The 20200-nt window shown below is 46.0% G+C and carries 22 protein-coding genes; 1 reads left to right on the top strand and 21 read right to left on the bottom strand.

Annotation, left to right across the window (positions count from 1 at the left end; translation table 11 throughout):
• Positions 1 to 541: 541 nt before the first annotated feature.
• The 21 genes from wecB to P855_RS0113860 form a co-directional block, all read right to left on the bottom strand.
• Positions 542 to 1687, bottom strand: coding sequence for a non-hydrolyzing UDP-N-acetylglucosamine 2-epimerase (gene wecB / locus P855_RS0113760; RefSeq protein ID WP_028784110.1), 1146 nt, complete (start codon positions 1685 to 1687; stop codon positions 542 to 544).
• A 25-nt stretch (positions 1688 to 1712) separates the two neighbouring features.
• Positions 1713 to 2345 carry a uracil phosphoribosyltransferase gene (gene upp / locus P855_RS0113765; RefSeq protein ID WP_028784111.1) on the bottom strand — a complete coding sequence of 211 codons (633 nt, stop codon included), beginning with the start codon at positions 2343 to 2345 and terminating at the stop codon, positions 1713 to 1715.
• A 173-nt stretch (positions 2346 to 2518) separates the two neighbouring features.
• The gene (glyA, locus tag P855_RS0113770; protein ID WP_028784112.1) at positions 2519 to 3754 is read right to left on the bottom strand and encodes a serine hydroxymethyltransferase; all 1236 of its coding nucleotides are present in this window, start codon (positions 3752 to 3754) and stop codon (positions 2519 to 2521) included.
• Positions 3755 to 3790: 36 nt separating this feature from the next.
• Positions 3791 to 4360, bottom strand: coding sequence for a TIGR01440 family protein (locus tag P855_RS0113775; RefSeq protein WP_037986077.1), 570 nt, complete (start codon positions 4358 to 4360; stop codon positions 3791 to 3793).
• A gap of 88 nt (positions 4361 to 4448) precedes the next feature.
• On the bottom strand, positions 4449 to 4889 hold the full coding sequence (gene rpiB / locus P855_RS0113780; protein WP_028784114.1) for a ribose 5-phosphate isomerase B: 441 nt from the start codon (positions 4887 to 4889) through the stop codon (positions 4449 to 4451).
• 78 nt (positions 4890 to 4967) lie between these two features.
• Positions 4968 to 5594 (bottom strand): low molecular weight protein arginine phosphatase, encoded by a 627-nt coding sequence (locus P855_RS0113785; RefSeq protein ID WP_028784115.1) that lies wholly within the window; start codon positions 5592 to 5594, stop codon positions 4968 to 4970.
• A 66-nt stretch (positions 5595 to 5660) separates the two neighbouring features.
• Positions 5661 to 6209, bottom strand: a complete 549-nt coding sequence (locus tag P855_RS0113790) for a manganese efflux pump MntP family protein (RefSeq protein WP_028784116.1) — start codon at positions 6207 to 6209, stop codon at positions 5661 to 5663.
• Between the two features lie 62 nt (positions 6210 to 6271).
• Positions 6272 to 7309, bottom strand: a complete 1038-nt coding sequence (locus tag P855_RS0113795; protein ID WP_028784117.1) for an L-threonylcarbamoyladenylate synthase — start codon at positions 7307 to 7309, stop codon at positions 6272 to 6274.
• Positions 7310 to 7521: 212 nt separating this feature from the next.
• Positions 7522 to 7932 (bottom strand): hypothetical protein, encoded by a 411-nt coding sequence (locus P855_RS0113800; protein WP_028784118.1) that lies wholly within the window; start codon positions 7930 to 7932, stop codon positions 7522 to 7524.
• Between the two features lie 57 nt (positions 7933 to 7989).
• Complete coding sequence (gene spoIIR / locus P855_RS0113805) at positions 7990 to 8607, bottom strand: stage II sporulation protein R (protein ID WP_028784119.1); 618 nt, start codon at positions 8605 to 8607, stop codon at positions 7990 to 7992.
• A 595-nt stretch (positions 8608 to 9202) separates the two neighbouring features.
• On the bottom strand, positions 9203 to 10090 hold the full coding sequence (prmC, locus tag P855_RS0113810) for a peptide chain release factor N(5)-glutamine methyltransferase (protein WP_028784120.1): 888 nt from the start codon (positions 10088 to 10090) through the stop codon (positions 9203 to 9205).
• Between the two features lies 1 nt (position 10091).
• Positions 10092 to 11162, bottom strand: a complete 1071-nt coding sequence (prfA, locus tag P855_RS0113815) for a peptide chain release factor 1 (RefSeq protein WP_028784121.1) — start codon at positions 11160 to 11162, stop codon at positions 10092 to 10094.
• A gap of 125 nt (positions 11163 to 11287) precedes the next feature.
• Positions 11288 to 11683: a hypothetical protein gene (locus tag P855_RS0113820; RefSeq protein WP_037986078.1), complete on the bottom strand. Its 396-nt coding sequence runs from the start codon at positions 11681 to 11683 to the stop codon at positions 11288 to 11290.
• A 246-nt stretch (positions 11684 to 11929) separates the two neighbouring features.
• Entirely contained in the window at positions 11930 to 12544 is a 615-nt protein-coding gene (locus P855_RS0113825; protein WP_028784123.1) for a thymidine kinase, read from the bottom strand.
• A 281-nt stretch (positions 12545 to 12825) separates the two neighbouring features.
• Entirely contained in the window at positions 12826 to 13071 is a 246-nt protein-coding gene (locus P855_RS0113830; RefSeq protein WP_028784124.1) for a type B 50S ribosomal protein L31, read from the bottom strand.
• A gap of 137 nt (positions 13072 to 13208) precedes the next feature.
• Positions 13209 to 14510 (bottom strand): transcription termination factor Rho, encoded by a 1302-nt coding sequence (gene rho, locus P855_RS0113835; protein WP_028784125.1) that lies wholly within the window; start codon positions 14508 to 14510, stop codon positions 13209 to 13211.
• Positions 14511 to 14872: 362 nt separating this feature from the next.
• A complete protein-coding gene (gene glpX, locus P855_RS0113840; RefSeq protein ID WP_028784126.1) occupies positions 14873 to 15841 on the bottom strand; it encodes a class II fructose-bisphosphatase in 969 nt (322 codons plus the stop codon).
• 57 nt (positions 15842 to 15898) lie between these two features.
• Entirely contained in the window at positions 15899 to 17185 is a 1287-nt protein-coding gene (locus P855_RS0113845) for a UDP-N-acetylglucosamine 1-carboxyvinyltransferase (protein WP_028784127.1), read from the bottom strand.
• Between the two features lie 175 nt (positions 17186 to 17360).
• Positions 17361 to 18002 carry a fructose-6-phosphate aldolase gene (gene fsa / locus P855_RS0113850; RefSeq protein ID WP_028784128.1) on the bottom strand — a complete coding sequence of 214 codons (642 nt, stop codon included), beginning with the start codon at positions 18000 to 18002 and terminating at the stop codon, positions 17361 to 17363.
• A gap of 93 nt (positions 18003 to 18095) precedes the next feature.
• Positions 18096 to 18959, bottom strand: a complete 864-nt coding sequence (fba, locus tag P855_RS0113855) for a class II fructose-1,6-bisphosphate aldolase (protein ID WP_028784129.1) — start codon at positions 18957 to 18959, stop codon at positions 18096 to 18098.
• A 184-nt stretch (positions 18960 to 19143) separates the two neighbouring features.
• Positions 19144 to 19503 (bottom strand): response regulator, encoded by a 360-nt coding sequence (locus tag P855_RS0113860; RefSeq protein ID WP_028784130.1) that lies wholly within the window; start codon positions 19501 to 19503, stop codon positions 19144 to 19146.
• Positions 19504 to 19674: 171 nt separating this feature from the next.
• Between P855_RS0113860 and P855_RS0113865 the strand changes: the two genes are divergently transcribed.
• A complete protein-coding gene (locus P855_RS0113865; RefSeq protein WP_028784131.1) occupies positions 19675 to 20190 on the top strand; it encodes a DUF2529 family protein in 516 nt (171 codons plus the stop codon).
• The last annotated feature ends 10 nt before the right edge of the window (positions 20191 to 20200 follow it).

Here is a 20200-nt window from a genome sequence, read left to right on the forward strand (position 1 = left end):
GGGATCTCGCCTAGCCCCTTCTCCCGCGGGAGTCTCCCCGTTTCCCTTCCCATCCAGCCAGTTTTGTATTAAACGGACCCTTCACAAAGAGAAAGAATGTAGCTGAAACCTTCATCCTGAGGCATTTTACAAAGGATGTAGAGGCATTAAAATCTTCAATCATAGGACAGTTTTCTTCGGCTGATTTCGAGAACTTCCCACGGCAAGGGGGCGTAGGGAAACGGTGAGACTCCTCGAAAATGCTACGCATTTCCTTCGTGCGTGGGTTAAGTCAAGATGAAAATTCAAAGTCCTGTGGGAGCTGAGTGATAGATGAGGCCCCGCAAGGCGAAGCCTGAGGAGACTCAGCACACGCCCACGGAAAGCGAATCGTTTCCTGAAGCCCCTCAACTCCAACAATATCTCGAAATCAAGTCTTCCATAATCCGGCCAAATAGTTGAATAAAGGACTTTGAAAGTTAACAAAAACGTTCAACAGAACCTTTCCACAAAAAAGCCCTGCTCTCCTCATAAATGAGGCCTGCAGGGCTCTGGTTGTGTTTTATAACGTAAATGGATCCGGCTTATCTTCGCGTTGCTTGAAGAAATAGCGGATCGCTTCGGCAATACGGCTGGATGCCTGTCCATCTCCATACGGGTTTGAAGCTTTAGCCATCGCTTCATGCGCCTGTTCATCGGACAACAATTCATTGGCAAGTTCAAAGATGTGGGCTTCTTCTGTTCCGGCCAACTTAAGCGTTCCGGCCTCAATTCCTTCCGGACGTTCGGTTGTATCCCGGAGGACTAATACCGGTACGCCAAGAGAAGGGGCTTCTTCCTGTACACCGCCTGAATCGGTCAAGATCAAGTGGGCGCGTGAGGCGAAATTATGAAAATCAATAACACCAAGCGGATCAATCAGTTGAATGCGGTCATCGTTTCCTAAGATACGTCCCGCTGTTTCTTGTACTACAGGGTTTAAATGAACGGGATAGACCACCTGGACATCGTCATGGGTTTCGACTAATCGCTTAATAGCACGGAACATCTGCTCCATGTTATTTCCAAGATTTTCACGGCGGTGAGCTGTCATCAGTACAAGACGGCGGTCACCAAGATTGTCCAGCACCTCACTTGAATAATTATCATCAACGGTTGTTTTCAAAGCATCAATTGCTGTATTACCCGTTACAAAGATTTGCTCATTTGGTTTGTTTTCAGCGAGCAGATTATCCCGCGATTTATTAGTGGGAGCAAAATGAAGATCAGCCATGACACCAGTCAGCTGACGGTTCATTTCTTCCGGGAATGGCGAGTACTTATTCCACGTCCTTAGCCCCGCCTCAACGTGGCCGACAGGAATCTGGTTATAATAAGCAGCCAAAGAAGCAGCAAATGTCGTGGTGGTATCACCATGAACCAGGATCATATCGGGCTTTGTCTCTTTTATCACTTCGTCCAGGCCTTCCATGGCCCGCGATGTAATCTGTGTCAACGTCTGGCGTTGTTTCATGATATCCAGATCATAATCTGGTGTGATATCAAATATCTCCAGCACCTGGTCAAGCATTTCCCGATGCTGTGCCGTAACCGTAACGATTGGATCAAATTGATCTGTGCGTTTCTTTAATTCCAGAACCAACGGAGCCATTTTGATTGCTTCCGGGCGGGTCCCGAAAATCGTCATTACTTTAATCGGATTGGTCATCGTTGACACCTCTGTTTCTTTATGGTTATTTCGTTCCGAATAAACGATCGCCTGCATCCCCAAGACCAGGAACGATATAGCCTTTCTCGTTTAACTTTTCATCTAATGCTGCAAGATAAATATCAACGTCCGGATGTGCTTCCTGTACAGCTTCTACCCCTTCCGGCGCTGCCACGATACACATCAAGCGGATTTGGCGGGCACCACGTTTTTTTAAGGAATCGATAGCCGCATTCGCTGACCCCCCGGTCGCAAGCATCGGGTCAAGTACGATCAATTCACGTTCTTCAATATCGCTAGGGAGCTTCACATAGTATTCAACAGGCTTTAATGTTTCCGGGTCACGGTATAAACCAACATGTCCTACCTTGGCAGCCGGGATCAATTGCAGCATCCCATCTACCATTCCAAGCCCTGCACGCAGGATAGGAACAAGACCGATTTTCTTACCACTCAACGCTTTTGCTTTCGCACCAGAAATAACTGGTGTATCTATTTCCACTTCTTCGAGCGGGAGGTCACGCGTAATTTCAAAGGCCATCAAAGCAGCTACTTCATCTACAAGCTCACGGAAATCCTTGGTACCTGTGCTTTCTTTCCGTATGTATGTCAACTTATGCTGGATTAACGGGTGATCCAATACGTACACTTTTCCCATTGCCGATCCACTCCTTTTAAAATTTTAATTGACAAATGTCATGAATTTTAAATTTTGCATCCTTCAAATTGTACATAATTATAGCTGTAACTGCAAGGCAAATCCGAAAGCGTGGGCGAACGTTTCTGGACACACAAAAGTCCCGCTGCCATAAATGGAGCGGGACTTTTTTATTATTGATAAAGCGGGAATTGGCTGGTCAAACGAAGCACACGGTCTGCCGCTTCTTTCAACTTGGCTTCATCCTCATGATTCTTAAGCGTGAAAGCAATGATTTCTGCGATTTCGTCCATTTCTTTTTCACCGAAGCCACGGGAAGTGACAGCAGCTGTACCAATTCGTATACCGCTGGTTACAAATGGGCTTTCAGGATCAAATGGAATGGTATTTTTATTGGTAGTTACCCCAATATCATCCAGTGCTTTTTCGGCCACTTTTCCTGTCAGATTAAGCGGGCGGACATCCATGAGCAGCAAGTGGTTATCCGTACCACCGGAAACGATGCGGACGCCATGCTTCTGCAGGGATTCGGCAAGACGCTTGGCATTCTTGACGACCTGTTCGGAATAAGCCTTGAAATCTTCCTGCAATATTTCATAGAAGGAAACGGCTTTAGCAGCAATCACATGCATCAACGGACCACCCTGCATGCCAGGGAATACGGTTTTATCGATCTTCTTCGCGAATTCCTCCTCACAAAGAATCATGCCGCCGCGTGGGCCGCGTAATGTTTTATGCGTTGTAGTAGTTACAAAATGGGCATGAGGAACAGGGTTTGGATGATGACCCGTGGCAACCAGGCCGGCAATGTGTGCCATATCTACAAGCAAATAGGCATCTACTGCATCTGCAATTTCACGGAACTTAGCGAAATCTATGGTACGTGAATAAGCGCTTGCGCCAGCTACAATCAATTTCGGCTTCAATTCTTTGGCGCGTTCCAGAACTGCATCATAATCGATTTGTTCCGTTTCTTTATCCACACCATAATCTTCAAAATTGTACAGTTTACCGCTGAAGTTGACACCACTACCATGTGTCAAGTGTCCACCGTGGTTCAAGTTCATACCAAGCACGGTATCGCCAGGTTCAAGAACGGTAAAATAAACAGCCATATTGGCCTGGGCCCCGGAGTGCGGCTGTACGTTGGCATGGTCGGCACCGAAAATTTCCTTAGCGCGATCGCGTGCCAGGTTTTCGACAACATCTACATGTTCACAGCCGCCATAATACCGGCGTCCAGGATAGCCTTCCGCGTATTTATTCGTCAGCACAGACCCCATCGCTTCCATGACTGCTTCAGAAACGAAGTTCTCCGATGCGATCAGTTCGATTTTTTCCTGCTGGCGTTTCTTTTCCGCTTCGATTGATTCGAATACTTTCAGATCCCTTTGTTTGACTTGTTGCATGTTGAGTTCCCCTCTCTATTTCCATCAAATTTTGATTTAATCACAATCTGCTTCCACTTGAGGTTTCTTATAGACTGCCCGTTCGCCGCCAATCAGACGTGGTCTGGTACGTGCGGCTGTCAAATGGGCTTTACCAATGGATTTCTGTTTGAACCGAAGCGGCACAGCCACCCGTTTCAAATGCATGCCAATCATCGTATCGCCGATGTCGATCCCCGATTCGGCTTTGATTTCCTCCACTACGACCGGATCCTCCATATGATTGAAGGCATAAGCAGCCATCGCGCCTCCAGCCTTCGGCACTGGTATTGCCGATACTTGCTCATAACCGCGTTTTTCCATTGTCTTCCGTTCCATAACAAGTGCACGATTCAAATGTTCACAACATTGAAATACAAGTTCTATTTTTTCATTCTCCCTCAAACTCTGCATTTCTTCAAACAACACAGCAGCAATTTCTTCACTTCCGGACGTGCCGATTCGCTCGCCGGCAATTTCACTGGTAGAGCACCCGATAACGAATTGTTCGCCAGCTTTCAAATGACCGCTTACAGACAATTCATTTACCAGATTCCGGACATCTTTCCGGATGGATTCCATACTCATGATGCCTGGACACCTCCGTGAGGATTTTACTTGTAAAAAAGGAGAAGCGTATCCCTAAGGCTTCTCCAACTCTCTATTTTCTATTCTATTATTTATTTTCGTATTCGGCAATCTTTCCAACACGATTGGCGTGACGACCGCCTTCATAATCTGTAGATACCCATGTACGTACAATTTCCGCCGCAAGCCCGGGACCAATGACACGTTCTCCCATGCATAGCACATTGGAATCGTTATGTTCACGGGTCGCTTTGGCACTGAATAAGTCATGAACAAGCGCCGCACGTATACCTTTCACTTTGTTTGCAGAAATGGACATACCAATGCCTGTACCACAAATAAGAATCCCTTTATCGAATTCTCCGCTTGCGACACGTTCAGCCGCCGGCAAAGCGTAATCCGGATAATCTACTGAACCTTCACAGTCGCAGCCAATATCTTCATAAGGAATTTCTAATTCATCCAATATCGCTGCTGCTTCTTTACGTAAGTTTGTTCCTCCGTGGTCGGAGGCAAGGATAATTTTCATGCTGACACCACTCCTTCTTCTACTATCATGATTGTAACGCGTCAGCCTCTTAAATGGAAGCGGTGAAATGTCAATTCATCATCCTTCGGGATACTGGTCAGCATCTATCTTTTTCAATAGATAAGTAATGTTGTTATCTATTTCTTTCATCGTTTCCCTGTAAATAGCGATGTCTCCGCCGAATGGGTCACTGATATCAAAGCTCGGCAGTTCGTTTTCCAGCTTTTGAATTTCTTTTAAATCCTCTTTCAGTGCTTCATATAATTCCTGCTGCATCTTGTCATCCTCGTACTTGTTGCGATTGTCATTGATGAACTGGATCCGTTTCTCTTCGATTTTCGTGTATGCCTGCTTCAAATTTTCCCAATCGGCCGCAGCCTGATCACCAGCTGCATATTCTTTCAGAGTGTAATATTTATCCTGCCATTGATCATATTGCATAGCTAATGATTGTTTATGTTGTTCACTCATTGTCAAAACGAGATCTGCCCACTCCAGCAATTCTGGTGTGACAGGCTGGGACTGATGATTGACTTCAACCCCTGCTTCTTCCAATACCTGGCGGGCACCACCGGAAATGGGAGCACCTTTTGACGCAAAAACGCCCGCTGATTTGACGTTTACGTTTCCGTTATTCTTCTTCAGCAATGCTTCCGCCATTGGACTTCTGCATGTATTGCCGGTACAGACGAAAAGTATATTCATTCCGGAACTCCTCCTTGCTACGCCGTTTCTATCTTCCCATTTTACCATAGGAGGAGGTAAGACTCATCAGAATAGCATGTTGAGTCCGATGGCACAAAGGATACTCCCGCCTAATAATTCACTATATACCCCGAGCAGCCCTTTCGCTTTTCGGCCCAGTAAAAAACCTGTCCACGTCAAACTCATGCTCATGAATCCGAAAAGCAAGACAGCCATCAGAACTCCTACCCCTGACAACCCTAGGCTCAAACCAGCAGAAAAACTGTCGACGCTCACACTGAAGGCAAACAAAATAACTCCGATACCAATCGGAGACTGGGGCTTTTTATCCTCCCTAAAAGAAGAAAAGAACATGTGAGCGCCGATTCCGATCAACAGCATTCCACCAAGTAACATTGTCATATGATTCAATGGCGCAGATACTAACTGGCCGATTATAATTCCGATAAAAGGCATTATCATATGAAAAATGCCTACCAATAGTCCTAAGAAAAATATTCGTTTCAGACGCATCCGCTGCATTCCCATACCTAATGACACCGAAAAAGCATCCAGACCCAGTGCAAACGCAAGAATAGATAAGGAAACGACTTCCCCAAGCCAAACGGACTCCATAGAAAAACCTCCCCGGACATGCTATCTCACTATATGCGGGGAGGCGCATCGATATGCTTCGGTTAAAATTGATTAAGCTTCTTGACAGCGGCCTTTTGCAGACGATTCATGATAGCTTCTCCATACCCTTCGTCGGAAAAGGCTTCACCAAGGATGATGTCGACATCCGCTTTTTTAAATTCACGGAGCGCACTATATAAATGGACGGCGACTTCTTTCAGGTCATTGCGTGACCCACAGGCAATCACATGCCTTTGTGGTAATTGTTCAGCCAGTTCATTGCTGGCGATGATTCCGATCCGTTTTCCGTCCCTTTCCAGTTCCTGGAGTTGTTCGATAAAAAATTCATCACTGCCATCCACAAGCCATAACGGAGCTTCCGGTGCATAATGGGTATATTTCATGCCTGGCGACTTCGGCTTCTCTTCTGGGGAGGCAAGCGCAGGGTCAACCATGGCCGCTCCGATCACATCTTCAATTTGCTGCCGTGTAATCCCGCCTGGCCGTAAAATCACCGGCATGGTACTGGTACAATCCACTACGGTCGATTCCAGCCCCACGCCTGTAGGACCGCCATCAATCAAACCGGCAACCCGTCCATTTAAATCCTGATAGACGTGATCAGCTGTCGTCGGACTAGGCCTGCCGGAACGATTGGCACTCGGCGCAGCAAGCGGTAAGTCGCTCGTTTTCAATAACGCAAGAGCCACGGGGTGATTGGGGATCCGGACGGCGACTGTCGATAAGCCAGCCGTTACGTTTTCGGCACAAGCCCCGTTGCTTTCCAGAACAATGGTTAATGGTCCAGGCATGAATGAGGCCATCATTTTCTTTGCAGTCTCCGGAATCTCCGTTACCAGTTTTCCCACCTGGGAAGCATCGGCCACGTGGACAATCAGCGGATTATCCGATGGACGTCCCTTCGCTTCGAAAATACGATGGACTGCCTGCTCACTTGTTGCGTCTGCCCCCAGACCATATACTGTTTCTGTCGGAAACGCGACAACCTCCTGTTGCTGCAGGAGGTAAGCTGCTTGATTTATTTCATCCATATGCGCAGAAACGCGCATCGGATCGATATTCCATACATTCGTTTTCATAGACATAGCCACTTATGCTCCTTCACATATTCTCTTTTTTATTATGCGATGGGAGCGTGCAGGAAGCAAGTATTGGAGTCAAACACAAGTTATTAACAGTTTACACACAAGCATTCCATTATAAAACCCTTATATTTTATGTTTTTCAATCACTTTTACACAGTAATCCACAGTTATACACAGGAATTATCCACAACTGTGAATAATTCCTGTCAGTTCACCTGATAAACCCAGGCTTTTTCTGTGGATAACTGATCGTTTGTGGGTAACTTTTCTGATTCCATTTGTATAAAATCAAAATGCTCCAGTAATGTATCCAACTGTTCAGAATGACTATTGACGATTACAGTAGAAATAGTCGATTGGTGAATATCTTCTACAATCGTTTGAAAAATAACCAGCAGTAATTCTGGAGTAGCCTGGTTGAACAGTGTCAGTTGTTTCAATTGCACCACATTCTCCCCGACAGGCTGCAACAGGTAACTGCCCAGCAGCATTTGTCCTTCCTGGATCAAATAGCCATTTGCCAGCATTTCCTCCTGATTCCACGTGACATTTGCGGGGTAGTTATACTTATTTTTTAATAGTTTCCAATGGTTTTCTTCTAATTTAATGATTTCCATAACAAAAACACACTCCTTTTCTACCACTAATCTATGAAAAGGAGTGTGCCTGATATGCTAAGAAAATAGATTTTTTATGGAATTCCAGATTTTCACGAGGATAAAGTCTACTTCAACCTCCCTGGAAGCAGATTGTACCGTCGTATCCTGTTCGGATTCAGCAGCAGAAGCTGTCGTGGTGCCGTTTGCGAAATCCAGGAAACATAATGGCGGGAACAAGACGCACCACCAGTTGTCACCTTTTCCTGCTCCTAGAGTAATCAAAATCGCCTCGTAGGTGCCTGCAGGGTAAATATAGCTCCCGTATAATTTCGTAGGAAATTCCACCTGCTCATCATACTCTACTTGATATGATTGATTGACATTCGCGTTTTCCAATGTATCGGCGACGATCTTTTCCACCTCGCCAATCCTTCTTTCAATCAACTGACGCGCCGCCTCGATCGAGGTCAGTTTTTCTACCCAGGTTGTAATTTCGGCATTAACCTTGTCGCGTACTTCCCGTTTCAATTCCTGATCATCTTCCCCATTGCTGTTAGCGAGAATCCGTAAACGGATCGCCTCATCCGGGATGACCTGGTACCCTGGTCCTGTAGTAGTTGCTCCTGTTGTTGTTATCGGTGAAGCTGTTATAAAAATCGTAATAATAATAAGCGATATAAGTGCTTTTTTCATTGTTCCTGCCCCCTTCTTGTTTTCAAGTATGGGCAGGAGATTTCACTTTTAAACTCTTAATCTATTATTTTTCTGAAGATTCAATAATAGGGCCGAATTGTAGAAGACTTGATTTCGAGATATTGTTAGAGTTGAGGGGCTCCGGGAACGATTCGCTTTCCGTGGGCGTGTGCTGAGTCTCCTCAGGCTTCGCCTTCCGGGGCCTCATCTATCACTCTGCTCCCACAGGAGTCTCACCGTTCCCCTACGCCCCTAGCCATGGGAAGTTCTCGAAACCAGCCTACGAAAACTGCCCTATGGTTGAAGACTTTAGTGTCTTTACATCCTTTGTAAAATGCCTCAAGATGAAGGTTTCAGCTACATTTTTTCTCTTTTTGAAGGGTCCGTTTAGTACAAAACTGGCTGGATGGGAAGGGAAACGGCGAGACTCCCGCGGGAGAAGGGGCTAGGCGAGATTCCACAGGGCTTTAGCCCGAGGAAGCTTGCCAGGTCCCCCGCAGGAAAGCGAGTTGTTTCCCAAGCCATCCCATTACTGTCATGGTAAAGGACCTAACTATCTTGAAACTGAGTCTTCCATTAAAGCTTTAATGGTAAATCAGCGCTGAGATTTAATAGATGCTTTTGTATAGGCAAATACCATCCTTGGGTAGCCGTTGATATCCGAACGAACTTCCGCATGATAGCCGGGCAGTTCTGTTTCAATAATCGCCTTGACTGCTTCTCCTTGTCGATGACCAATTTCAAAAGCTATCAGCATGGGGCGGAGATGATAACTTTTTATCTGACGGATAATCGTCTGGTAGGCTGCCAGCCCTTCGTCGTCAGCAAATAATGCAAGGTGCGGGTCAAACCGGACGACGGTATCAGAGAGTTCTTTCAGCTCGGCGAGTGATATATACGGCGGATTCGATACGATGATATCGATCGCTTCTCCGGCGACTGGTGCTAGAAAGTCTCCTTGATAAAACTTCACTTTGGCATCCAGTTGATGGGCGTTACGGGCGGTGGTTTCCAATGCTTGTGAGGAAATGTCCGTCGCATATACATCCAGGTGGTCCAATTCCAATGACAAGGTGCAAGCGATCGCCCCACTTCCTGTACCGAGATCGACAACCTTCAGGTATTCGGAGTTCAGCCCCTTCTTCTCGATGAACCGTAAAACTCCTTCCACCAGTTCTTCTGTTTCTGGTCTGGGTATAAGTACATCCCCATTTACCTTGAACCGACGACCATAAAATTCCGCTTCGCCAATCAGGTGCTGTACCGGGATGCCTGTCTCCGTATGTTTATAAATATCTGCCACGAAGGCCGTTTTTTTTTCATGGGGAAAGGGGTCCCGTCCGTAAGCCATCAGCTGTGTGTAGCTCATGTTCAGGTGATGTTCAAGCAGCCAGTCCGCAACACCCGGTTCCCGTTGCTGTTCTTTTAAAAAAAGAGAAGCCCACTTTCGGGCTTCCTGAATCGTCGTAAACGATTGTTCCATGTTATTCACCAATCTGCTCCAATTTTTTTGTTTGTTCCTCAACAATCAATGCATCAATGATTTCCTCAAGCTTTCCTTCTAAAATCTGGTCAAGCTTCTGAATGGTCAAACCGATGCGGTGGTCGGTGACACGACTTTGAGGAAAATTGTAAGTACGGATTCTTTCAGAGCGGTCTCCGGAACCGACAGCGGACTTACGGTTCTCATCATACTCTGCCTGCGCTTCCTGCTGAAATTTATCATAGATACGGGCACGAAGTACCTTCATCGCTTTTTCTTTATTCTTGATCTGGGATTTTTCATCCTGACAAGAGACGACGACACCTGTCGGTTCATGTGTCAGTCGAACGGCAGACATGGTTGTGTTAACGCTTTGCCCGCCTGGACCGCTGGAAGCAAATGTATCGACACGAATATCCTTATCGTGGATGTCTACTTCTACCTCTTCCGCTTCTGGAAGGACGGCTACGGTTGCGGTTGATGTATGGATCCGGCCGCCTGATTCAGTTTCGGGAACACGCTGGACACGGTGCGCTCCGTTTTCATACTTCAACTTGGAGAATGCTCCCTGGCCATTGACCATAAAGATGACTTCTTTATAGCCGCCAACATCATTTTGATGAGATTCGATGACTTCTATTTTCCACCCTTGGGTTTCCGCATAACGGGTGTACATCCGGAACAAGTCACCGGCAAACAGGGCAGCTTCATCACCGCCTGCTGCACCACGCACTTCCATAATGACGTTTTTGTCATCATTCGGATCCTTCGGCAGCATCAGGAATTTCAATCGTTCTTCCAGGTCTTCCTTCCCGGTGCTCAGTTCGTCGATCTCTTCTTTGACCATGTCATGCATCTCATCATCCAGGTTATCTTTCAGCATCACCTTAGCGTCGTCCAACTGTGTGCTGATATCTTTGTATTCCCGGTATGCCTGAACGGTTTCTTCCAGATCAGACTGCTCTTTCGAATATTCTCGTAATTTATTCGGATCACTGATGACCTCAGGATCACTGAGGAGTTCATTCAATTTTTCATATCGATCTTCAAGGGATTGCAAACGTTCTAACATGTACATCCACCTCTTTCTCTATAACAGTCTAATTATATTATAGAGACTTGGGAGTTACAAGATGACGCGTAAAAGTTAAAAAAGAAAGGCGGCTGTCCTCCAGCCGCCCTGATAATCTCTTCCTGTCATCGAACCCTAACTTTAATATCATAGCGGGGAACTGCCCGGTAAATGGCCTGCTCAATTTGCTGTTCCCAGTCCTGCCTGTCTCCATCAGACAAACTATTATCAGGGACATTTGCAGTTACACGTACAAGCGGTCCTTCTAAGATGACACGCTCTACTTCCACTCCCGGAACACTTTCAGCAGCCGACTTGATTTTCTCACGATCCTGCTTCAACCCCCAGCTATCGCCGACATTATTGATCATACGCGGATTATCGATCTGATTGCCTCGTTCCTCCGTATTCTGGGTATCCATCAAGCCTTCGTCTGCTCCTTGATCCTTTCCCCCGGCACCTCCGCATGCTGCTAGGAAAATCGCTGCCCCCATTATTATCGCTGTCGCCTTGTATTTCATATTTTCCACTCCTTACGCTTTTTTCTTAGGATGTCCCGGAGAGGAAAAAATATGAATGTCAGATACATGCATTTTATCTGTGAAATATAAGTTTTATTTGCGAAATTAACAATATATTAGCGATTTTTCAGATATATTTGCGAGTTTATGACTTTATTTGCGAGTTTTTAATATATTTGTAACTATTAAGATACAAATAAAAGGAGCACCGAAAAAATGTCAAAGCTTTTTCGGTGCTCCTTTTATTTAAGTTGATATTTGGGTTTTCAGCTGCGATTGCCTGGGCTTCTTAGGCACGTCATGATGATGACGGCAACGCGGCTCGTATGATTCGGAAGCTCCGACAAGAATGATCGGATCATCATATGAGGCCGGCTTTCCATCAATCAGACGCTGGGTACGACTCGCTGGTGATCCACAAACCGGACAGATAGCATTCAGCTTTGTCACCATCTCACTCAAGGCCATCAAATCCGGCATGCAGCCGAACGGAACGCCACGAAAGTCTGTATCCAGACCGGCGACAATGACGCGAATTCCTTTATCGGCAAGTTCTTCCACAACATCCACGACTTCCTCATCGAAAAATTGAACTTCATCGATTCCAACAATATCGATCGTATCATCGACGGCTGCTAAAATATCTTTTGAGTGCTCCACAGGACGGGCGAGCACAGAAGTTCCATTATGGGAAACAATCGCATCCTCTGAATATCGATCATCAATTATCGGTTTAAACACCCGGACGGACAGATTACCATATGTAGCACGACGTACACGACGTATCAATTCTTCGGATTTCCCACTGAACATACTGCCACAAATCACTTCTACCCAACCGCTTTGCTTCATCACATACACTTTGTAAGTCGCTCCCTTCCCAAATCTCCATCTATAACAAACATCGTAAAAACAGAAGAAAGGGACTGCCGGCAGGACAGCGACAGTCCCCTTTTTCGATTCCTGTTCGTATTAGAAAACTCAGTTAATCACCAGGAAGCCCTCATGACGGAAGGCTTCCCTTTTCATATCTTTTATTCCTTTAACATTAAAACTATCTTAAAGTGCAAAAAAACAGGCAAAGTTAGACAATTTGCCTGTTTTTCGCATAAATTCGCATATCCCAAATGGTATGACGAATATTACTTAATGTTGTATTTTTTCTTAAAGCGATCGACACGGCCGCCTTCTTTATCAGCTTTTTGCTTACCTGTGTAGAACGGGTGAGAAGCTGAGCTGATCTCTACGCGGATCAATGGGTATGTGTTGCCATCTTCCCATTCGATTGTTTCGTCAGATCCCTGTGTGGAACCACTTAGAAACTTGTAATCAGAACTTGTGTCTAGAAATACGACTTTGCGGTATTCTGGATGAATGCCGTTTTTCATGTTCTTCCACTCCTTTTTGCCCTGAATCCTTTGGAAACAGAGTTATTGTAAGAGCCGTATCAGGCAGAACCTGCCCTGTCTCGAAACTCACATAGAATGATTATAACAGGGGCATTTTTGCATTGCAAGAACTTGTTTTATTTTCCCTGGGGCTGTGTTCTTCTGCCGGTCGACTTGCCTTTCATTTCTTTATCCATGATATCGAAAAATTCTTCATTATTTTTCGAAGCTTTCAATCTGCGCATAAAGCGTTCCGCAAAATCCGGGGTGTCGGACAATGCCTTGCGGATCGCCCACATTTTTTCCAGATGTGTCTTAGGGAGCAGCAGCTCTTCTTTCCGTGTACCGGAACGAAGCACATCGATAGCCGGGAAAATACGGCGCTGTGCCAGGCTGCGGTCCAGGTGAAGCTCCATGTTCCCAGTGCCTTTGAATTCTTCATAGATGACATCGTCCATCCGTGAACCGGTATCGACAAGGGCTGTAGCCAAAATCGTAAAGCTTCCGCCTTCTTCGATGTTTCGAGCAGCACCGAAGAATCGCTTCGGACGGTGGAATGCCGCAGGGTCAATTCCCCCGGACAGGGTACGGCCGCTAGGCGGGATGACCAGGTTGTAAGCACGGGCAAGACGTGTGATACTGTCCATCAATACGATAACGTCACGCTTTTGCTCCACCAGGCGCATGGCACGTTCCAGTACGAGCTCAGAAACTTTGATATGGTTTTCAGGTACTTCATCAAATGTCGAACTGACGACATCCACATCGGGAGCAACCGAACGTTCAATATCGGTGACCTCTTCCGGTCTTTCATCGACAAGCAAAATGATTAATTTCGCTTCAGGATGGTTCAAAGAAACGCTGTGCGCGATTTCTTTAAGCAGCATCGTTTTGCCGGCTTTCGGGGGTGCCACAATCAAACCACGCTGGCCGAATCCCACCGGCGCCATCAGGTCCATGACTCTGGTGGAAATGTTCTTGCTCTTCGTTTCCAGCTTCATCATCCGGTCCGGGTAGAGAGGAGTCAGTGCCGGGAAGTGGACGCGCTCTTTCGCGGTTTCCGGATCTTCCCCGTTGACCGCATCGACATGAAGCAGTCCGTAATAACGTTCGTTTTCCTTTGGAGGACGTACTTTCCCTGATACCTTATCCCCATTCCTCAAATCAAAACGACGGATTTGGGAAGCAGAAATGTAGATGTCTTCTGCACTGGGTGAATAATTAATTGGACGTAAGAAACCGAATCCCTCAGAAGGAATGATTTCCAGGATCCCATCCATGAATAAATATCCGCCTTTTTCCGCCTGCGCTTTTAAAATAGCGAAAATCAGTTCCCTTTTTGTCAGTTTTGCATAATAAGATACTTTGAATTGTCGTGCTAAGGAATATAAATCTTTCAATGTTAACGTTTCTAAATGAGATATTGTCAATTCAGCCACAAAATCACCACACTATTATATTTTTGTTACCTGGTTCTGTCTGCCGTCTTTAAGCCCTGCAACGCTATCTATCTGACAAAAAAAGTATAAACAGGTGGGGACAGCAAGAAAATTTGCCAATGTATGCTGTTCTAATTCGCAAGAACGCTTTTTTGAAGTGATAGAAGAAATTCTCGAAGCTAATTTTGGGAAGCTTACAGAGGTTTTTCACTATTTAAGGGTTGTTTAAACTTTAACCATTTTAACTCTTTTCCATGAAACTATTCAATATAAATCTAAAAAAAATCAGATCTATCTTTAAAGCACCTGTTTTCCGGCATAAATAAGGGAAAAGGAAGCCGTTATGACGGCTCCCTTGCCTATTAAGGTTTGATTACTAGATTCGGTTTCTTTTTCAAGCTGTGATCCCCGTCGATGAAACGGACAGTGCCTGATTTGGCACGCATGACAATTGTCTGAGTCGTAGCTTTGGTTCCTTTAAATTGTACACCTGTCAAGAGCTCGCCATCCGTGACACCAGTGGCAGCGAATATCGCATCATCTCCGGAACAGAAGTCGTCCATATAAAGGACTTTGTTGATGTCTTCAATTCCCATGCTTTTGCAACGTTCCAGCTCTTCATCATTGGCCGGAAGCAGCTTGCCCTGGATCTCCCCGCCCAGACATTTCAGCGCTGTAGCAGCAAGCACCCCTTCCGGAGCACCGCCTGAACCGAACAGAATATCCACACCGGTATGATCGAAGGCTGTATTGATAGCTGCAGCCACGTCCCCATCAGGAATCAGTTTGATCCTTGCGCCAGCGGCACGGATTTCCTCAATGATTCCTTCGTGCCGCTTCCGATTAAGTACGATGGCTACTACATCTTCTACGTCTTTATTCTTCGCTTCCGCTACGGCTTTCAAATTGTCGGCGATCGAAGCATTGATATCCACTTTCCCAACTGCTTCCGGTCCGACAGCAATTTTATCCATGTACATATCCGGGGCATGAAGCAGGGCACCATGATCAGCAATCGCAATGACAGCCAATGCGTTCCATGTCCCCTGGGCCACAATGTTCGTCCCTTCTAACGGATCGACTGCAACGTCGACACGAGGGCCGTAACCATTCCCGAGCTTCTCTCCAATGTAAAGCATCGGCGCTTCATCCATTTCCCCTTCACCGATTACGACGGTACCTTTCATCGGGATGGTATCAAAGACATCGCGCATGGCAGATGTTGCTGCATCATCCGCTTCCTCTTTCTTCCCTCTTCCCATCCAGCGTGCAGATTTAAGTGCCGCCGCTTCGGTGACACGTACCAATTCCATTGTCAAACTTCTTTCCATGGTTATTCCTCTCCATTCATATCTGAATTTTTCCCCATCTCCATGGAAACCAGATTGCTATGAATTCTGAAATTGCTCCACTTCTTCTTCGGTCATTCTTTCATGCCAAATGGTAGCACCAAGATTGGTGAGCTTTTCTACGAGGTCCTCATATCCTCGTTCGATATGCTCAATTCCAGTCACTTCCGTAATTCCATTGGACATTAAACCAGCAATAACCAGGGCCGCTCCCGCACGGAGGTCGGTCGCTTTGACTTTCGCCCCTTGCAATGGAGATGGGCCTGCCACAATCGCTGCTCCACCTTCCACCTTAATATGGGCATTCATCCTGCGAAGTTCATCAATGTGCTTGAAGCGTGCCTGGTAAATCGTATCGGTAACAACCCCCGTCCCATATGCTTTGGTCAAAAGCGATGTGAACGGCTGCTGTAAATCCGTTGGGAAGCCTGGATAGACGAGTGTTTTGATGTCGACACTCTTCAACTTATCACTCGTCTTGATGAACAATTGCTCATCGCCTTCGTCCACCGTAACTCCCATTTCACGCAACTTGGCAAGCAGGGATTCCAAGTGCTGGGGAATTACGTTATCAATCAGGATTCCGTCCCCAAGGGCTGCTGCCAGAATCGTATAGGTTCCTGCTTCGATACGATCCGGAATAATCGTATGATTACAGCCGCTAAGTTGATCCACACCTTCAATCCGGATCACATCCGTACCTGCACCTTTGATTTTCGCTCCCATACTGGTAAGCAGGGTAGCAACATCAATGATTTCCGGTTCCTTGGCAGCATTCTCAATAACCGTTTTTCCTTTAGCTCGAACCGCCGCCAGCATAATATTGATGGTCGCGCCGACACTGACCACATCCAAATAGATGCGTGCGCCGCGCAGCTCTTCGGCACGCAGGTAAATGGCTCCCTGTTCGTTTGTTACCTGGGCACCTAACGCTTCAAAACCTTTGATATGCTGATCGATCGGACGCGGACCAAGATGGCATCCTCCCGGAAGTCCGATGACCGCTTTTTTAAACCGGCCAAGCATGGCTCCCATGAAGTAATAGGAAGCTCGCAGCTTCTTCACTTTGCCATTTGGAAGGGGCATGGAAATCATGTCCGATGGATCGATCTCTATGGTCTGCCCCTCTTTTTTCACCGTACCGCCAATTTCCTCCAGCAAATCACTCAGGATCTGCAAGTCGGAAATTTTCGGCAGCCCTTCGATCGTGACTGGCGATTCAGCCAAAATAGCTGCTGGGAGCAAGGCAACCGCACTGTTCTTGGCCCCGCCGATCCGTACTGTACCTTCTAACCTTTTACCGCCTTCTACAAGTAATTTTTGCATGGCTAACTCCTCGCTTTTAATCCTGCAATCTACCAGCAAATGTCTGACTGAAGCAGACATTTGACCAGTGATTGTCCGATTGATTGACATTCCCGGCAGTGTCTTTTCCAAGAAATCCAGTTCTCAGTCAACCTGTTCCTGCGCTGTTAGTTTGTACAATTTTACCAATTTCATGCTATTTTTGTTGATTCCAATCTGCAAGAAATTTTTCGATACCCTGATCCGTCAATGGATGTTTTACTAATTGATTCAATACTTTAAAAGGAACCGTAGCGATATGTGCCCCATTCATGGCAGCTTCCGTTACATGGACAGGATGACGGACGGATGCCGCGATGATTTCTGTTTCGATCCCGTGTCTGTCGAAAATTTCGGCAATCTGAGCGATTAAATCCAGTCCGTTATGACCGATGTCATCCAGACGGCCCAGGAAAGGGGAAACATAAGCTGCTCCTGCTCTTGCCGCAAGCAAAGCCTGATTGGCAGAGAAAATCAAGGTGACGTTGACTTTGATATTAAGGTCGGCCAATGCTTTGACTGCCTTCAGTCCTTCCATCGTCATCGGCACCTTTACTGTTATATTCGGTGCAATCGCCGCAAGTTCCTTCCCTTCCCGAATCATTCCTTCTGCATCCTCGGAAACTACTTCTGCACTGACAGAACCGTCTACCTCTTCTGTGATCTCTTGCAAACGTTCATGGAACGACACGCCTTCTTTAGCCACCAGGCTCGGATTTGTCGTCACCCCGGCCAGTATACCTAAAGCGTTGGCTTCCTTGATATCGTCGATATTTGCAGTGTCAATAAAAAATTTCATGTAAATAATCCTCCCCATCGATGATTGCGTTTTCATAATATGTTGAAAAGGAAACCGTCCACTACAAACGGCTTCCTTTGTTCACCTGTTTATTTACGCTTTGTTGGAAGAACCGAACTCACGCATTTTGCCAATCACAGTTTCTTTGATGGCATCGCGTCCTGGTCCAAGATACTTACGTGGATCATAAAGGTCCGGTTTTTCCGCCAATACTTCACGGACTTTCTTGCCTTGAGCGATTTGGTTTTCAGTATTGACATTGATTTTCGCTGTACCAAAAGAAATCGCTTTTTTAATGTCGTGTGTCGGAATGCCTGTACCCCCATGAAGGACAAGCGGTTTATCTACAAGACCCATAATTTCTTCCATGCGGTCGAAGCCAAGGTTCGGCTCTCCTTTATAAGGACCATGGACAGAACCTAATGCTGGCGCGAAAACATCCACGTCAGTCTCGTCCACCAGCTGCTTGCACTCAGATGGAATAGCATAAGCTGCTTCTGCATCATCAACAATCAAGTCATCTTCCTGTCCACCGACACGGCCAAGTTCTGCTTCAACAGAAACACCGTGAAGATGCGCAAGTTCTACAACTTTTTTAGTCACTGCGATATTTTCTTCCAACGGATCGTGGGAAGCGTCGATCATGACAGAAGTGAATCCTGCATGAATCGCTTTTGCACAGCTCTCAAAGCTGGAACCATGGTCAAGGTGTATAGCAACCGGAACAGTAGTTCCATAAGAATCCATCAGTGCTTTTACCATGGAAACCACTACACTGAAACCACCCATATATTTAGCCGCACCTTCGGATACACCGAGGATGACTGGTGATTTTTCTTCTTCTGCTGCTTGAAGAATCGCTTGTGCGTATTCCAGGTTATTCAGGTTGAACTGCCCAACACCGTAGCGTTGTTCCTTAGCAGTTTCGAGCATTTCCTTCATTGATACTAAAGGCATGAAAGCTCCTCCTTCGAATGGGTATATTATTTACTAGCACATTTGCAAAACGACTCACAGACATGCTATGTATGTGTAATCACAATTATAAGAATACCAATACCCAGACGAAGGTGCAACAACCCAAGAAGGATAGAGCGCTTACATCAAAAAATTTCTCAAAAAGTCAATTTTTGTACACTCTTTATTGCATAATTTTGGTGATTAATTCCCGGATATCCATGATATTAAACGGTTTAGAAACCACTTTTTTCACAAAGTGGAAGTCCTTTTCTTCCCCGAGGCTATCCACAGATAAACCCGTCATAAGAATGGCTGGTTTGTCGTATCCTGTCTCATTCAAATGGTGCAGCAGCTCACCGCCATTCATGACCGGAAGATTATAGTCGATTACCAACAGGCTCGGGTCATTTGCTTCGATATAATCGAGTGCCTCACGCCCAGTTTCGGCACAAGCCACAGCATATCCTTCTCCTTTGACCACTTCTTCCAGTAAAAGCCTGATACCTGGCTGGTCGTCTACAATCAACACTTCTTTGGCCATGATCGCTCGCCTACCTTTCTGCAGTTAGATTACGCTCATATAATACCTCCTTCTTTGTTCATTCGATATAAATTGACTTTTTTCCTGCTAATGGCAGCTTTAATTTATTCTCAACATCAGCCATTTGTGCTAAGCTATGAAAATTGAATGGTAAATAAAGGTGGGATCAACATGATGAAGATGCTGACTACCCAATTGACAGGGAAGTTCCAGCAAATCGAGGAGAAAGAAACACTCGCGATTGAAGAGGCAGCCAGAGGTCTGGCTCAAGCAATCATAGGAGATGGAAACATTTATGTGAAAGGCTTTGAAGAAATGCAGGCTGTTGAAGCGGAAATGCTGGATGGAAAAGAAACGTTACCAAAAAGCCAGCGTTATCAACCCGGTACCGAGCTGACTTCCATCGACCGGGTAGTTCTCGCAGCAAGGTTCGCCGATCACAAGGAAGCGACAGCCATCATGCATGATGTCCAGGCGCAGGGCGCACAGGTAATCAGCTTATCTTCTGCAAAAAACAAGGAGGGTGAACTATACAAACAAGCTGATTTTCCAGTCGATACGAAAGTGACCGACTCTCTGCTGCCTTTTGATATGGAACGGATCTGTTTTCCAAGTGCCATGACCGCACTTTACAGCTATTACGCAATTTACATTACCGTAAAAGAAATCCTCTCCGAATACGAATAAGTCCCGCTCC

Source organism: Thalassobacillus devorans MSP14 (assembly GCF_000496835.1).
GTDB classification, from domain to species: Bacteria; Bacillota; Bacilli; order Bacillales; family Halobacillaceae; genus Thalassobacillus; species Thalassobacillus devorans_B.

Coding starts and splice junctions, on each gene's coding strand:
- rpiB (WP_028784114.1), bottom strand. CDS start 4,889: ATGAAAATTATCCTTGCCTCCGACCACGGAGGAACAAACTTACGTAAA.
- prmC (WP_028784120.1), bottom strand. CDS start 10,090: ATGGAACAATCGTTTACGACGATTCAGGAAGCCCGAAAGTGGGCTTCT.
- fsa (WP_028784128.1), bottom strand. CDS start 18,002: ATGAAATTTTTTATTGACACTGCAAATATCGACGATATCAAGGAAGCC.
- P855_RS0113785 (WP_028784115.1), bottom strand. CDS start 5,594: ATGAATATACTTTTCGTCTGTACCGGCAATACATGCAGAAGTCCAATG.
- fba (WP_028784129.1), bottom strand. CDS start 18,959: ATGCCTTTAGTATCAATGAAGGAAATGCTCGAAACTGCTAAGGAACAA.
- P855_RS0113800 (WP_028784118.1), bottom strand. CDS start 7,932: ATGGAAATCATTAAATTAGAAGAAAACCATTGGAAACTATTAAAAAAT.
- P855_RS0113865 (WP_028784131.1), top strand. CDS start 19,675: ATGATGAAGATGCTGACTACCCAATTGACAGGGAAGTTCCAGCAAATC.
- P855_RS0113830 (WP_028784124.1), bottom strand. CDS start 13,071: ATGAAAAACGGCATTCATCCAGAATACCGCAAAGTCGTATTTCTAGAC.
- prfA (WP_028784121.1), bottom strand. CDS start 11,162: ATGTTAGAACGTTTGCAATCCCTTGAAGATCGATATGAAAAATTGAAT.
- P855_RS0113820 (WP_037986078.1), bottom strand. CDS start 11,683: ATGAAATACAAGGCGACAGCGATAATAATGGGGGCAGCGATTTTCCTA.
- P855_RS0113860 (WP_028784130.1), bottom strand. CDS start 19,503: ATGGCCAAAGAAGTGTTGATTGTAGACGACCAGCCAGGTATCAGGCTT.
- P855_RS0113845 (WP_028784127.1), bottom strand. CDS start 17,185: ATGCAAAAATTACTTGTAGAAGGCGGTAAAAGGTTAGAAGGTACAGTA.
- glpX (WP_028784126.1), bottom strand. CDS start 15,841: ATGGAAAGAAGTTTGACAATGGAATTGGTACGTGTCACCGAAGCGGCG.
- upp (WP_028784111.1), bottom strand. CDS start 2,345: ATGGGAAAAGTGTACGTATTGGATCACCCGTTAATCCAGCATAAGTTG.
- P855_RS0113775 (WP_037986077.1), bottom strand. CDS start 4,360: ATGAGTATGGAATCCATCCGGAAAGATGTCCGGAATCTGGTAAATGAA.
- wecB (WP_028784110.1), bottom strand. CDS start 1,687: ATGACCAATCCGATTAAAGTAATGACGATTTTCGGGACCCGCCCGGAA.
- P855_RS0113790 (WP_028784116.1), bottom strand. CDS start 6,209: ATGGAGTCCGTTTGGCTTGGGGAAGTCGTTTCCTTATCTATTCTTGCG.
- P855_RS0113795 (WP_028784117.1), bottom strand. CDS start 7,309: ATGAAAACGAATGTATGGAATATCGATCCGATGCGCGTTTCTGCGCAT.
- glyA (WP_028784112.1), bottom strand. CDS start 3,754: ATGCAACAAGTCAAACAAAGGGATCTGAAAGTATTCGAATCAATCGAA.
- spoIIR (WP_028784119.1), bottom strand. CDS start 8,607: ATGAAAAAAGCACTTATATCGCTTATTATTATTACGATTTTTATAACA.